The 14899-nt window shown below is 39.4% G+C and carries 13 protein-coding genes and 1 other annotated feature; of the genes, 11 read left to right on the plus strand and 2 right to left on the minus strand.

Features of this window, described 5'->3' with window-relative positions:
* The first annotated feature begins 11 nt into the window (after positions 1-11).
* The 4 genes from T501_RS00135 to T501_RS19690 are packed head-to-tail and all read left to right on the plus strand — an operon-like array spanning position 12 to position 3970.
* Positions 12-329 carry an EscU/YscU/HrcU family type III secretion system export apparatus switch protein gene (locus tag T501_RS00135; protein ID WP_026509992.1) on the plus strand — a complete coding sequence of 106 codons (318 nt, stop codon included), beginning with the start codon at positions 12-14 and terminating at the stop codon, positions 327-329.
* Positions 326-706, plus strand: a complete 381-nt coding sequence (locus T501_RS00140; protein WP_044912582.1) for a YraN family protein — start codon at positions 326-328, stop codon at positions 704-706. The genes T501_RS00135 and T501_RS00140 overlap by 4 nt, the downstream gene beginning before the upstream one ends.
* Before the next feature lie 28 nt (positions 707-734).
* The gene (locus tag T501_RS00145) at positions 735-1439 is read left to right on the plus strand and encodes a response regulator transcription factor (RefSeq protein ID WP_044912583.1); all 705 of its coding nucleotides are present in this window, start codon (positions 735-737) and stop codon (positions 1437-1439) included.
* A gap of 2 nt (positions 1440-1441) precedes the next feature.
* Positions 1442-3970 (plus strand): sensor histidine kinase, encoded by a 2529-nt coding sequence (locus T501_RS19690; RefSeq protein WP_049945716.1) that lies wholly within the window; start codon positions 1442-1444, stop codon positions 3968-3970.
* A 21-nt stretch (positions 3971-3991) separates the two neighbouring features.
* Here the strand turns inward: T501_RS19690 and T501_RS00155 are convergent, their stop codons facing one another.
* The gene (locus tag T501_RS00155) at positions 3992-5191 is read right to left on the minus strand and encodes a ribose-phosphate pyrophosphokinase (protein ID WP_026509989.1); all 1200 of its coding nucleotides are present in this window, start codon (positions 5189-5191) and stop codon (positions 3992-3994) included.
* A gap of 175 nt (positions 5192-5366) precedes the next feature.
* Between T501_RS00155 and T501_RS00160 the strand changes: the two genes are divergently transcribed.
* From T501_RS00160 to T501_RS00190, 7 genes are all read left to right on the plus strand, one after another.
* A complete protein-coding gene (locus T501_RS00160) occupies positions 5367-6716 on the plus strand; it encodes a DUF512 domain-containing protein (protein WP_044912585.1) in 1350 nt (449 codons plus the stop codon).
* A gap of 128 nt (positions 6717-6844) precedes the next feature.
* Complete coding sequence (gene der, locus T501_RS00165; RefSeq protein WP_026509987.1) at positions 6845-8185, plus strand: ribosome biogenesis GTPase Der; 1341 nt, start codon at positions 6845-6847, stop codon at positions 8183-8185.
* 25 nt (positions 8186-8210) lie between these two features.
* On the plus strand, positions 8211-8879 hold the full coding sequence (gene plsY / locus T501_RS00170; RefSeq protein ID WP_044912587.1) for a glycerol-3-phosphate 1-O-acyltransferase PlsY: 669 nt from the start codon (positions 8211-8213) through the stop codon (positions 8877-8879).
* 21 nt (positions 8880-8900) lie between these two features.
* Positions 8901-9926 carry an NAD(P)H-dependent glycerol-3-phosphate dehydrogenase gene (locus tag T501_RS00175; protein ID WP_197027896.1) on the plus strand — a complete coding sequence of 342 codons (1026 nt, stop codon included), beginning with the start codon at positions 8901-8903 and terminating at the stop codon, positions 9924-9926.
* A 255-nt stretch (positions 9927-10181) separates the two neighbouring features.
* A complete protein-coding gene (locus T501_RS00180; protein ID WP_044912589.1) occupies positions 10182-10907 on the plus strand; it encodes a hypothetical protein in 726 nt (241 codons plus the stop codon).
* A 139-nt stretch (positions 10908-11046) separates the two neighbouring features.
* Positions 11047-11308 (plus strand) — a binding site (T-box leader).
* Between the two features lie 63 nt (positions 11309-11371).
* Positions 11372-12595, plus strand: a complete 1224-nt coding sequence (tyrS, locus tag T501_RS00185; RefSeq protein ID WP_026509983.1) for a tyrosine--tRNA ligase — start codon at positions 11372-11374, stop codon at positions 12593-12595.
* Positions 12595-13377 (plus strand): HAD hydrolase family protein, encoded by a 783-nt coding sequence (locus T501_RS00190; RefSeq protein WP_044912591.1) that lies wholly within the window; start codon positions 12595-12597, stop codon positions 13375-13377. Before tyrS ends, T501_RS00190 begins: the two co-directional genes overlap by 1 nt.
* Before the next feature lie 249 nt (positions 13378-13626).
* Here T501_RS00190 and T501_RS00195 read toward each other — a convergent pair whose 3' ends face one another.
* A complete protein-coding gene (locus T501_RS00195; RefSeq protein WP_044912592.1) occupies positions 13627-14895 on the minus strand; it encodes an ArsB/NhaD family transporter in 1269 nt (422 codons plus the stop codon).
* Positions 14896-14899 lie beyond the last annotated feature (4 nt).

Here is a 14899-nt window from a genome sequence, read left to right on the forward strand (position 1 = left end):
GGAGACTTACTATGGCTGAAAACAATCTGAAGGGAACAGGGAAAACTAAAGATGGCAAGCCAAAGCAGGCGATAGCCCTTGCTTACGATCCTAACGAAGACGGCGCTCCTCGCGTTATTGCCAGCGGAAAAGGAATTGTAGCTGAAAAGATCATAGATGCTGCAAAGGAGCAGGATATACCGGTTCATGAAGACAGTAAGCTTGCGGATACGCTATCCAAGCTTGAAATAGGTGAGATGATACCGCCTGAACTCTATGAGGTTGTAGCGGAGATCCTTGTCTTTGTGGATGCCATGGATAAAATCAGAGCAAAAGAGACAGCAAAATGAATAAAAGAGAAACAGGGGCCTATTATGAGAATCTGGCCTGTGAATATCTTGTTGAAAATGGTGCCCGGATTCTTAATAGGAATTTCAGGAATAATAAGGGCGAAATTGATATAATTGCAAAGGATGGTAAATATCTTGCATTTGTAGAAGTAAAATACAGATCAGGAGATAGATATGGAGCAGCTGAGGAAGCTGTGGGATTTAGTAAGCAGAAAGTTATCTGCCGTGTTTCGGACTTTTATATGAAACGATTTGGAATTGGCCTTGATAGTCCTGTCAGATATGATGTTGTAGCCATAGAGGTTGACGAAACATCCGCTATTCATATAAGATGGCATAAAAATGCTTTTTTATATATCCCATGTAAAACATGGTGATTTTTATCATATAGGAGGTTTTAGTAATTTGCAGAACGTACTTGTTTGTGATGATGACAAAGAGATAGTTGAAGCTATCGAGATATACCTTAAGCAGGAAGGAATTAATGTTTATACAGCTTACAATGGTCTTGAGGCCCTCGATATAGTACAGAATAATGATATACATGCGGCTATCATAGATATAATGATGCCTGTTATGGATGGAATTCAGTGTACCATGAAAATTAGGGAGCAGAGCTCTATTCCGATAATAATATTGTCCGCTAAATCAGAGGATGCAGACAAAATACTCGGTTTAAATATCGGTGCTGATGACTACGTTACCAAGCCTTTCAATCCTCTTGAGCTTGTAGCAAGAGTTAAATCCAATTTAAGAAGATACACACAGCTTGGCAATGTTGATAACAAAGATTTGGATGATGACTACATCTTTAAGGCAGGGGGACTTGTACTTAATGATAACTCTAAATCTGTAACGGTAGATGGGGAGGAAGTCAAGCTTACCAAGATTGAATACAATATTCTGATGTTCCTTTTGAAGAATAAAGGAAAAGTATTCTCAATCAATCAGATATACGAGAATATCTGGAATGAGAATGCGGTTTCAGTAGATAATACAGTTGCCGTTCATATCAGACATATTAGGGAAAAAATTGAGATTGATCCAAAGAATCCCAAGTATTTGAAGGTTGTTTGGGGCGTAGGATATAAGATAGATACCGAGGATTGATAATGTTTGATAAAATTTTCAGGCACAGGACAATGTCCTGGATCAGCAGGTACATACTCAGAATATTCCAGCACATATGCATCGCTATAGTAGTTGCAGTAATCTTTTATATTTATAAGGGGTCCTCATTTGTAGGTACAAACGGTATCGTTTACAATCTTCAAAATGAGGATAGTGCCCTTAATTATATTGATTCTTCACTTTTTAATAAGATTCTTGTGAACAATCTGAAAAGTGTTGTGGAGCTCTCAGCATACCAGACCCTGTTTGAGATAGATGGTGAATATGATGGAGATAAAAGCATTGATGTAACAGCTTTTATTAACAGAAATACCATTCTTCAAAGTGAATATATTACCGCAGTTTATCCGGTATCAAATCTGATAAAGTGGTCTCAGAATGGATTTGAGTATGAGGATATGAATTTTACGACAAAAGAGAGCAAGGATTTTCTTTCGCCTACAACTGTCTACACCCAGTTAAAAAAGAATAATGCTGAAGGTGGTATGAACAGTTTCCTGAATTCTCAGCTTGATAATAATGCAGTGAGAACAAATGTGAAGGAAGCGGATGCAGACGGTTCCGGTTCTCATACAATTCTTATTCCGAGATATCAGACAGTATTCCATGAAAATATTGAGAATCTGGTTTCAAACTGGGATGAGTATAATGAGCTCTGCGCCAATATCACGGAAGCTGCTTCAACGATGGCAGCCTGCCACGACCGTTACACTGAGCTTAAGAATAAGTATTCATTCTATAAATCAAATTTCAGATATTATATTACCAGAACCATTAACGGCAGAACGGAAGTGTATACCAATGTTGAATCTCTTAAGAAAAGCACAAACGGGCTGAATCTTAAGGACGTATTTAAATCATACGGAAGATATATTTATTACTGTCCTTATGACATTGAGTATTCAACAAATACAAAGATAAACGAGGATGACCTCAGACAGTTTTTGGGCAATTATCAGTATGCATATCCGGATCAGATGAAGTTTTATTTTGCAGTTGATGCCAATAAGATTTCCAATAATGACGATTTTAAAATCGGTAAAGAAGCATTCAACAGATATATGCCATATTACAGGCAGCTCCATATGATTATTGGATTCTTTATCGTTGTGTATGTAATTACTATTTTGCACCTTTGCTATTATGAAGGACGTATTGAATATTCAGATGGCACAGTCGGCGGAATAGAGAAAATCGATGTGATTCCGATAGAAATTGTTGTGGTATTCTCTGCGGTAATAATCGGAATTCTGTTTGGATTCTTTCAGTTTGCCATAAATAATTATGCTTCTGTTTACAGCAGTACATTTTATATGGCAGGCCTTGCCTGTGGACTTACTTTCCTGGCGGACAATGCTCTTTCATATGCATTTTACAGCATAATAAGAAGATCTAAATCAAACTATTTATACAGGTCATCTTTATTCAGACTTCTGGTGGAACTGTCCAGACGAATCTTTGCGAGGATGACGCTTAAGCAGAATCTTTTCACAAGGACTATTGTGCCTTATGTAATATCAATTGCACTGCAGTTTTATCTGGTGCTTAATTTAAAGCTTCTCGGCATTATAATTGCACTTATAATTGATATTGCGGTAGCGATTTATATTATAAATCTTAATAAGGACAAGTTCATGATACTTGATGCTCTAAGGAGAATAGGGCAGGGCGAACTGGATGTTAAGGTTGATGTGAATAAGCTGCATGGAGCAAATGTGTATATCGGCGAGGAACTCAATAAGATTTCCGTTTCAGTCGAGGATGCAGTTAACCGAAGCATGAGAGATGAAAAGCTCAAGGCGGATCTTATAACCAACGTTTCGCATGATATTAAGACACCTCTGACCTCGATAATAAATTATGTGGATCTTTTAAAAAGAGAAAATATAGATGATCCGAAGGTTGTTGAGTATATCAGGGTTCTTGATAATAAATCGCAGAGATTAAGACAGCTTACCGATGATCTTGTTGAAGCATCCAAAATTTCTTCTGGAAATATAACCCTGAATATGGAAGAGTTTAATTTTGCAGAATTCGTTAATCAGGTATTGGGAGAGTTCTTTGAGAAGTTTGACAGCTTTGATCTTGTGCCGATTTTGAAATGTGAGAAATATGATGTCTTCATCAGAGCAGATGCAAGGCAGCTGTACAGAGTTATTGAAAATCTGTTAAATAATGTGTGTAAATACGCACTTTCCAATACCAGAGTCTACATGGATCTGGTGGTTAAGGAAGAGGATGGCGTTCATAGAGCAGTATTTTCCGTAAAAAATATTTCCAGAAATGAGCTTAATATAAATGCTGACGAGCTTACAGAGAGATTTATAAGAGGAGATATTTCAAGAAGTACAGAAGGTTCGGGACTTGGTCTTTCTATTGCAAAGAGTCTTACAACTGCAATGGGAGGAGAGTTTGAGATAATCCTTGACGGAGATTTGTTTAAGGTGAACATATCATTTGAAACCGCGAAATTCAGTAATGGAAATCCTGCTTCAGAAACACTTGAATAGGGTAAGAAAAAAGAGGACCTGTTAGTCAAACAGGTCCTCAGTTTTTGCTGAGCGCGAATTGTATTTTTCCAAAATGCTGTGGAGCTTTTCGGTAGGTGTGATTACATTACTCAGTGAATCATCATGATTCATGAAATCAATGATTGTTGCAAGGAATTTACTCATATCAGCTACATGGTAGTATTCTCTGTCAGTAAATTCAGGATTCTGATAAATAAGATTGGTGGTTATAAGTGCATCAAAATCACCCTTCTTATATCCTTCATCAAATACTTCTATGCCGTTTGTGAAAAGACCAAAAGTAGTGCAGATAAATACACGATTGGCGCCTTTCTTCTTAAGCTGACGGGAAGTATCAATCATACTTGATCCTGATGAGATCATATCGTCAATGATAATTACATCCTTACCATCAATTGATGAACCAAGGTATTCGTGGGCAACTATAGGGTTTGAACCGTTTACAACCTTACTGTAGTCACGTCTCTTGTAGAACATACCTGTATCAACATTAAGAACATTTGCAAAATATACCGCTCTGTCAAGGGCTCCTTCATCCGGGCTTATAACAGTGAGATGCTCTTTATCTACGGTGAGATCATCGATCTCTGATATAAGAGCCTTCATAAACTGCGGTGAAGCCATGAAATTATCAAATCCTGATATAGGAGCAGCATTTGAAATTCTGGGATCATGAGCATCAAAGGTTATGAAGTTGCTTATGCCCATTTTATACAGCTCTGAAAACATTACTGCAGCATCAAGGGACTCACGATTGTTCTTATTGTGCTGTCTTCCTTCATAAAGGAAAGGCATAATTACATTGATACGCTTCGCTTTACCTGTCATGGCAGCGATGACTCTCTTAAGATCCTGATAGTGATCGTCCGGAGAGTAATAATTATCATGACCGAACATTTTATAGGTCATACTGTGATTCATTACGTCGGTAATGATGAAAACATCCTTACCACGAACTGATTCCTGGATCTGGGCTTTGCTTTCGCCGCTTCCGAATCTGGGATTGGAATATTTTACCCTGTAATCATTTTTGACATATCCCTGAAAAGCGGGATCGTTACCGGGTGTGTTGTGCATTCCGTGTCTGAAAGAAACGAGATGTGAATTGACGAGTTGTCCCAGTCCGCTTGCTGAATCCATTACCATCAGAGCAAGTGGTGCTACTGGTATTGAAGAATCTAACTTATGAAAATCAGGCATTTTATCTCCTCTATGTTTATATATTTAAAAATTTACATACTGATTTTTACGCTACTATCTTATTGTATCTTTATATGAAAATCAAGATGAAACAAAGTATTATGGTTATTGTGAACGCATTAAGGTGAACAGTAACAGGTATCTAATAGTTGCAAAGTGTGGTACAATCTTTACTATGGATAATAATGGACATTTAATAAAAAAGGTTGAACCCGGAAGCATAGCGGAAGAATTAGAGATTGCAGCCGGGGATTGTTTGATTGCAATAAACGATAAGCCCATAGAGGATATTTTTGATTACCAGTACATGGTGCAGGATGAGGAGCTTACTCTGCTTGTCAGAAAACCGGATGGAGAAGAGTGGGAGTTTGAAATTGAGAAGTACTATGATGAGGATCTGGGAATAGAATTTGACAACGGACTGATGGATGATTACAGGTCCTGTTGTAATAAATGCATATTCTGTTTCATAGATCAGATGCCTCCCGGTATGAGGGAAACACTTTATTTTAAGGATGATGATGCAAGACTGTCATTTTTACAGGGTAATTATGTCACACTGACCAATATGAGTGATGACGACATTGACAGAATTTTGAAATACCATCTTTCTCCTATAAATGTTTCTTTTCAGACGACCAATCCTGAGCTTCGCTGCAAAATGCTCAATAACCGCTTTGCGGGAGAGGCTTTGAAAAAGGTTGATAAGCTATGTGCTGAAGGCTCCGGAATCGAGCTAAACGGACAGATTGTTCTGTGTAAAGGTGTAAATGACGGAAAAGAGCTTCACAGATCTCTTACGGACCTGTATAATTACAGACCTAATCTTAAGAGCGTATCTGTTGTACCTGTAGGTTTATCAAAATACAGGGATGGATTGTATCCCTTAGAACCATTTGAGAAGGACGATGCCAGAGAGGTTTTAAAGGAAATTGAGTACTGGCAGAATAAATCCTTTGAGGAATATGGGGATCATTTTGTACATGCATCAGACGAATGGTATATGATAGCACAGCTTCCCATACCCGGAGCAGAAATCTATGATGATTATGGTCAGCTTGAGAACGGTGTTGGTATGGTGAGGCTTCTTCTTGATGAATTTGATGAGGCGCTGGCTGATATTAAGGAGCATGGGATTGAAGGTGTTTCACTTGATGAGATAAAGGGTGAGGTTTCCACTGCCAGTGGTAAACTTATATATCCGTTTATCCGTGAAATGGCGCAAAAGCTTACTGAAGTGATACCCGGACTTACAGTGCACGTTCATGAGATCACAAATAACTTTTTCGGTGAGAGGATCACGGTGACGGGTCTTTTAACCGGACAGGATATAATAGAGCAGTTAAAAGGACAAAAGCTCGGTGAAGCCCTTGTGCTCCCTCAGAATGTACTTAGAGCAGGAGAAGATTATCTTCTTGATGACGTGCATATCTCTGATATAGAAAGAGAGCTTGGCGTGAAGATAAGAATTATTAAAAGCGGGGGAATGGATTTTATCAGGGGACTTATTTTTGATAATGACTAATAAAATATGAGAACATTGGACTGACCTAAGGAATAAATGACATAAGGACTACTCCCATAAATGGGTCCCTCCTCATGTCAAATTACCGCAATTGGTACACCCCCTTAGATTGAAGAGGATAGTAATATATGAAAAGAAAAAACATTGTTGCAGTAGTAGGAAGACCGAACGTTGGAAAGAGCACACTTTTTAATGCGGTTGCAGGGAAAAACATATCTATAGTAGAAGATACTCCCGGAGTTACAAGAGACCGTATTTATCAGGATGTTGAGTGGCTTAATTACAATTTTACACTGGTTGATACAGGCGGTATAGAGCCTGATACAAATGACACGATTCTGGCTCAGATGAGAGATCAGGCTGAGATTGCTATTGAGACCGCGGATGTAATTATTTTCATGTGCGATGTCAAGCAGGGACTTACAGATGCGGATTCTCAGGTGGCTGATATGCTGAGGAAATCCAGAAAACCTGTCGTTCTTTGTGTTAATAAGGTTGACAGTTATAAAAGAGATTCGATGGATGTATATGAGTTTTACAACCTTGGAATAGGTGATCCTTTCCCGATAAGTGCTGCCAATAAGCAGGGGATCGGTGATCTTCTTGAAGAAGTGACCAAGAATTTCACAGCTTCTGACGGAGAGGAAGAAGAGGACGATTCAATAAGAGTAGCCGTTATAGGTAAGCCGAATGTAGGAAAGAGCTCAATAATCAACAGACTCTGCGGTGAGAACAGACTGATCGTGTCAGACGTGGCAGGAACCACAAGAGATGCCATAGATACTGAAGTTAAGTACAACGGCAAAAAGTACACATTTATTGATACTGCCGGACTTCGCAGAAAAAACAAGGTTAAGGAAAAGCTTGAGGAGTACATGATTCTTCGAACGGTTACTGCAGTAGAGCGTGCCGACGTTGCAGTAATAGTTATAAATGCTGACGAGGGTGTTACCGAGCAGGACGCCAAGATCGCAGGAATTGCCCATGACCGCGGAAAAGGTGTAATCATTGCGGTTAATAAGTGGGATCTTATTGAGAAGGATAATAAGACAGTTAATGAGTTTACAAAGGATGTTAGAAATACATTATCCTTTATGCCTTATGCAGAGATAATATTTATTTCTGCCGAGACAGGACAGAGACTTGTTAAGTTATACGATATGATAGATGCTGTCAGTGAGAATCATGCCATGAGAGTTGCAACGGGTGTTCTTAATGAGATACTCATGCAGGCAGTTGTCATGCAGCAGCCACCGTCAGATAAGGGCAAGATGCTTAAGCTCTACTATATTACACAGGCTTCGGTTAAGCCTCCGACCTTTGTTATTTTTGTTAACGATAAAAAGCTGATGCATTTTTCATATACAAGATATATAGAGAATCAGATTCGCGGATCTTTCGGCTTTAAGGGGACTCCTTTGCGTTTCATCATCCGTGAGAGAAATAATGAAAAGAATGATAAAAAATAATAGCCTTAAAAGCTAGGGGAGAAGTATGATTGTAAGAGCAATATGTTTATTGATTGGTTACGCCTTTGGACTTATCCAAACGGCAGTTATTTACTGCAAGATGAAGGGCGTAGACATTAGAAGTGTGGGGAGCGGTAATGCCGGAACAACCAATACACTAAGGGTTCTTGGAGCCAAAGCAGGATTTATAGTGCTTTTTGGAGATATGCTTAAGTGCATTCTGGCAGTGGTTGTTTCTTCAATTGTCAGTCAGAAATTTCTTGGTGCTGATTATAATGATATGAAATATCTCTTGAAGATTTATACTGCTGCAGGGTGTGTACTTGGACATGATTTTCCTTTTTATATCAAATTTAAGGGAGGAAAAGGTATCGCCTGCACCTTTGGTTACATAGTGGCATTTAAATTTACATTTGTGATTGGATCACTTTTAGCATTTTTGATACCATTTAATATTACTCATTTTGTATCACTTGGATCACTTTGCCTTTATGCTGTTTTCTTTATTCAGCTGATAGTAGAAGGGCAAATGGGAATGCTTGGGATGTTACCTCAGGGATGCCTTATAGAAATGTATATTCTTGCCTTTGCCATGACAGTTCTTGCTTTTTATCAGCACAGAACCAATATTGGTAAACTTATAAAGGGCGAAGAGAGAAAAACTTATATTTTCAAGAAAAACAAAATCGACTAATTTTTCAGAGGGAGACTAATTTTGGATAATAATAGTATAGCAGTCATAGGAACCGGAAGTTGGGGAATAGCACTTGCATGGAGACTGTGGAAGAACGGAGCAGAGGTCACAATGTGGGGAAGAAGCAGGGAATCTGTTGAAAAGCTCCGTAATGACAGAGAGGATAAGGATAAATTACCGGGAGTAATCCTTGACGGCGATATTAAGATTACTGATAACATGGAAACTGCACTGAGGGATAAGGACATGATCGTTATTACAGTACCTTCAGTTGCAGTGAGAGAGGTTTGTGGGAAAATAAAGCCTTATCTCGTAGCAGAGGATGAAAGACATCAGATCATCGTGAACTGTTCCAAGGGAATTGAAGCAGAATCATTGATGCTTATGTCTGATGTTATTCTGGATGAGCTTCCGGGAAGTGATGTGGCTGTACTTTCAGGACCTTCCCATGCGGAAGAGGTGGGCAAGAACCTTCCTACTTCAATCGTTGTCAGCGCATTTTCAAAGGAAACTGCGAAAATAGTGCAGAACACATTTATGGCTGATACTTTCAGAGTTTATACAAGCCCTGATATGCTTGGAATAGAAATTGGCGCTGCGCTTAAAAATGTTATTGCCCTTGCTGCTGGAATCTGTGACGGACTCGGGTATGGCGATAATGCCAAGGCAGCACTTATCACCAGAGGAATAGCAGAGATGTCAAGACTTGGCGTTGCAATGGGAGGGGACTTTGAAACTTTTTCCGGATTATCCGGAATAGGCGATCTCATTGTTACCTGTGCGTCAATGCATTCAAGAAACAGAAGAGCCGGAATCCTTATCGGGCAGGGTAAGACAGCTGAGGAAGCTATAAGTGAAGTCAAGATGGTTGTAGAGGGAATAAACAGCGCTGCAGCTGCCTTGGAACTGGCGAAAAAGTATGAGGTTGAAATGCCGATTGTGGAACAGATAAATGAAGTTCTCTTCAATCACAAGTCAGCAACAGATGCCGGTATAGATCTGATGAGCAGAGATAAAAAGGACGAGAATGACCTTCAGGGATGGTAAAATGTTATGAATATTTTCTACCAACTTTAGGTTTGCTCAGGGATATATATTAAAATAATTGTATTCATGCGTAGAAATATAATTTCACTAAATATTACATTTTTCGTTATTTTGTGTTATTATACTTTACGCATGTTTTTTTATTAAATTCACTTGCGATATTAAAAATCCTGCGTTTGGGATTAATCGGAAGTCATGACGAGGGATGCTTCTGGTAAAGTGAATTTTTTTAGTAATGGAGGATAGAAGAAAAGTATGAAAAAAACAAAGATTTTTAAAACACTCATCGGAACGGTACTTACATTTGCATTAACATTTGCTGCAGTACCTCAGACAGCAAGCGCTGCTGCTTATTCATCAGATAAGATTAACACAAGTGCTCAGGCTGGTCAGTCTTACACAATCAAGACATATTTCCCCGGTATCGGCTTTCAGAAGGTTAAGGTTAACTTCTCTACAGTCAGCAAGGAGGACGGATATTACCGCTTTGGCAGAACTATAACTCCTGCTAAGAAGGCACAGGTAGTAATGAGATGTTCTTTACCTAAGGCAACTCAGAATAAGATCAAGAATAACGTTGTTAAGATTTACAAGGCTAGCAAGTACCATTATGCAAACAACAAACTTTTCTCAACTGTAATGGATGCTAATACAGGAATTGCTTTCAATAACAGCAACCTTGCCGGAAAGCTTTATGAGGTAAGCTCTTATACATCAGATTCCAGCTCAAAGGTTTTCAGACAGACAGCTGCAGGTTGGCGAGTTAACTATACAATCCAGACAAATGTTTCAATCAATTATGATATTATTTATCCTAGTCAAAACGAAGGAAACATCCTTGTAGGTACGGCAGGTGCAAGCAAAGAAGTTAGCTCAAACAGCACAAAGATTACTAACTTCATGCATGGTAATACACCTATCACAAATTCTGTAATGTTTAAAAAGAAGATGAAGAATCTTTCTATCTGGACAAGACTTTAATTGTTATAAAGCACTTGGCGCGGCATTATAGAGCCCTGTGTTTGATAAAAGAATTTCTATTAACCCTGCAATCCGCAAATTGGATTGCAGGGTTTTATAATTATATTGACAATTAAGAAAAAATGGAGATAATAGTTACTTAAAGGCTATGAACGGAATAAGTAGTTTTTAGTACCGACCACAGAGAGTTGCCGTTTGGTGAGAGGCGCGGAAGAGGACTGAAAATGAATACCTCCGGGAGCTGCACGGAAGAATGACATATATCTAGTAAGCCGTGACGAGAACCGAGCGTCAGTCGGAAGAGTATGAAGAGATTTTTAATCTTTAGTACTTGCTGAGGCATATAGTGTGAACTGTATGTAAATGAAGGTGGTAACACGGATTATTATTCCGTCCTTCGTAATCATTATTAGATTGCGGGAGGCGGTTTTTTATTGCCTTCTGCCAGAAAACGGAGGTGCTTTATGCAGATTTATGAAGAATTACAAAGAAGAGGTCTCATTGCTCAGGTAACAGATGAAGAGCAGATAAGAGAACTCGTAAATGCAGGAAAGGCTACATTTTATATTGGCTTTGACTGCACAGCAGACAGCCTGACTGCAGGACATTTCATGGCTCTTACTTTGATGAAGAGACTCCAGCAGGCAGGAAATAAGCCCATTGCTCTTATCGGTGGTGGTACAACAATGATCGGTGATCCTTCAGGAAGAACTGATATGAGAAAAATGCTCACAAGAGAAGACATCGATCACAATGCTGAGTGCTTCAAGAAGCAGATGGAGAAATTCATTGATTTTGGCGAAGGCAAGGCTATGATGCTCAATAACGCTGACTGGCTTATGAACCTTAACTACATTGAGCTCTTAAGAGAAGTTGGTGCATGTTTCTCAGTTAATAACATGCTTCGTGCTGAGTGCTACAAACAGCGTATGGAGAAGGGCCTTTCATTCCTTGAGTTTAACTACATGATCATGCAGTCCTACGATTTCTATTACATGTTCCAGCATTACGATTGCAATCTCGAATTTGGCGGAGATGACCAGTGGAGCAATATGCTTGGCGGTACAGAGCTTATCAGAAGAAAGCTTGGTAAGGATGCTCACGCTATGACAATCACACTTCTTACAGATTCTCAGGGTAAGAAGATGGGTAAGACAGCAGGCAACGCAGTATGGCTTGATCCCAAGAAGACATCACCTTACGATTTCTATCAGTACTGGAGAAATGTTGATGATGCTGATGTTGATAAGTGCCTTAAGATGCTTACATTCCTTCCTATCGAAGAAATCGAGGAGATGGAGAAATGGGATGATTCCAGAATAAATGAGAAGAAGGAAATCCTTGCATTTGAGCTTACAGAGCTTGTGCACGGAAAAGAGGAAGCTCAGAAGGCTCAGGACGGCGCAAGAGCACTCTTTGCAGGTGGCGGAGATCTTGCTAATGTTCCTGCAGTATCTCTTAAGGAAGAGGACTTCAGAGACGGAGTAGTTGATATACTTCAGGTACTTGTTTCTTCAGGACTTTGTCCTACAAGAAGCGAAGCTAGAAGAGCTGTTCAGCAGGGCGGCGTTACCTTTGCTGATGAGAAGGTAACAGACTTTAAGACCACATATACTAAGGAAACATTTGCAGGTGATGGTGTTATGGTCAAGAAGGGCAAGAAGTCATTTAAAAAGGTAACATTATAATGGTTTTGTTTTTTGACATAGATGGTACTCTTTGGAATTACAAGAATGAAATAAGTGATAAAACTATAGAAGCGATTCGCACTGCCAGGAAAAATGGGCATAAATGTTTCATTAATACCGGCAGGGCGAGATCCTTCGTCACTAATAAGAATCTTCTTGGAATCGGGTTTGACGGTATAGTTTCTTCCTGCGGAACCATGATAGAGTATGACGGAAAGGTGGTATTCAATCGTCTTCTTCCGGCTGAGGATGCAATTTACTCTGTTGATACAGTTAGAAAATATGGATTCAAACCTATTCTTGAGGGTCCTAATTATTCTTATCTGGAATTGTCTGATTTTAAGGGTGACATGTATGGGGATAAGCTAATAGAAGAGATGGGAGAGCGTCTTAGAGGCATAGATGAATACTGGGGATTATGGGAGATACAGAAGATCTCATGTGCAACAGATGTTCCTGCCAAAAAGCGAAATGCCTGCTATGATGAACTGTCAGATATCTATGACTTTATAATTCATTCTGATAAGGTCGTTGAAATGGTGCCAAAAGGCTTTAACAAGGGCGTCGGTATCCAAAAAGTATGTGATCTTTTAGGTGAAGATATAGCTGATACTTTCGCTTTTGGAGACAGTATAAATGATAAAGAAATGCTGATTGCTGCAGGGGTCGGAGTCGGTATGGGTGAAACATATCATGACCTTACCGGATTTGCGGATTACATCACGACATCACTTGATAATGACGGTATTTGGAATGCTATGAAGCATTTTGAATTAATCTAAAAAAGAACTTCCTTTGGATTTAAAATCTTAAGGAAGTTCTTTTTTATTCAATAGGAAATTCCTTCGGATTTCCTATTGAATAAAAAGCGCTCCGCTATGGATGCGACTGGTGCGCAGATGAATTTTGCAAGCTAAAGCTTGCGCGCACCAGCGCGCAAAGAGTCGCGAGCGACTCTTTGTTCTTTAAGCAGAGCACTTAGCGGGGTGTTATTCGAGCTAAATGCGGGTTTGCAAAATACTTTTGAAGCTTTATCTCCAGAGTGCCCAGAGAAATACATACGCGCCTATAACAGCAGCCAGAGTGAAAGGAATACCGATTCTTGTGAAGTCCTTGAAGCTTACTTCATAGCCTTCCTTTCTGAGCATTCCAACACCTGCGATATTGCAGCTTGCACCTACAGGAGTTATGTTACCGCCGAGAGTTGCACCGCACAGAAGTCCGAAGTAAAGAAGATATGGTGCAATTCCAAGTGATGCTGTAACACCCTGAAGAACAGGAAGCATAGTTGCAACATAAGGAATATTATCAATAAATGCGGAGATGAGAACTGATCCCCAAACAACTATAGTGAACAGAACGAAGAGGTTGTTTCCACCGGCCTTAACTATGAGAGCAGCGAGGTCATCTACAAGTCCCATATGTGTTACGCCGCCGATAACCATGAATAATCCTGTCAAAAGAAGAACTGTGTCATAGTCAAGATTCTTAACAACATTTTTAATACGTTCTGTATTATGATCTTTGAGATATTCCCAAACAATTCCTACAAGTGAGCAGATGAGGCAGATCATACCATTGGTGATCTCCGGCTTATCCGGAATAAATGATGCTGCCATAAGAAGTACAACATGTGCAATCATCATGATTGTAGGAACATAGTCTGTTACGACAGTCTTTTCTTCTGCTGATACAGGCTCCTTATCCTTTCTGAAAAGGAACATCATGATCGGAACGGTAAGGAGAGCACCAAGCTCAACTGCAAAGAAGATACCAAGTCTGCCGTTCATCCAGAAGAAATCGTTAAAGTCCATTTTGGCGTAAGCACCAAGCATAATGGAAGTTGTATCACCAACAAGTGTTGCTGCACCCTGAAGGTTAGATGATACTGCGATTGAAATGATCATCGGAACAGGATTGATCTTGAGCTTTTTACAAATAGCCAGACCTACAGGTGCAACCATAAGAAGTGTGGCAACGTTGTCAATGAATGCAGATATGAGACCTGAGAACAGGGACATATAAATTGTAACCCACATTACATTAGGAGCAAGATCGAGAAGATGATCCGCTATGAGATTTGGCATTTTTGATTCGATAAAATAATCGACCAGAAGCAGTGTGCCAAAAATCATTAAGAGAACATTCCAGTCAACGACCTGTAAAACCGTGTTAAATGGAAGGATTCCGGTTACAATGTAGATTGCGGCTACTAACAGTGCTATGTAAGCACGCCTTTTTGGAAATGCGATAAGCCCGATATACATGGCTACAAATAAGATAATTGCTAGTGTTTTCATTTTT

The organism is Butyrivibrio sp. WCE2006 (assembly GCF_000701985.1).
In the GTDB taxonomy this organism is placed as follows: domain Bacteria; phylum Bacillota; class Clostridia; order Lachnospirales; family Lachnospiraceae; genus Butyrivibrio.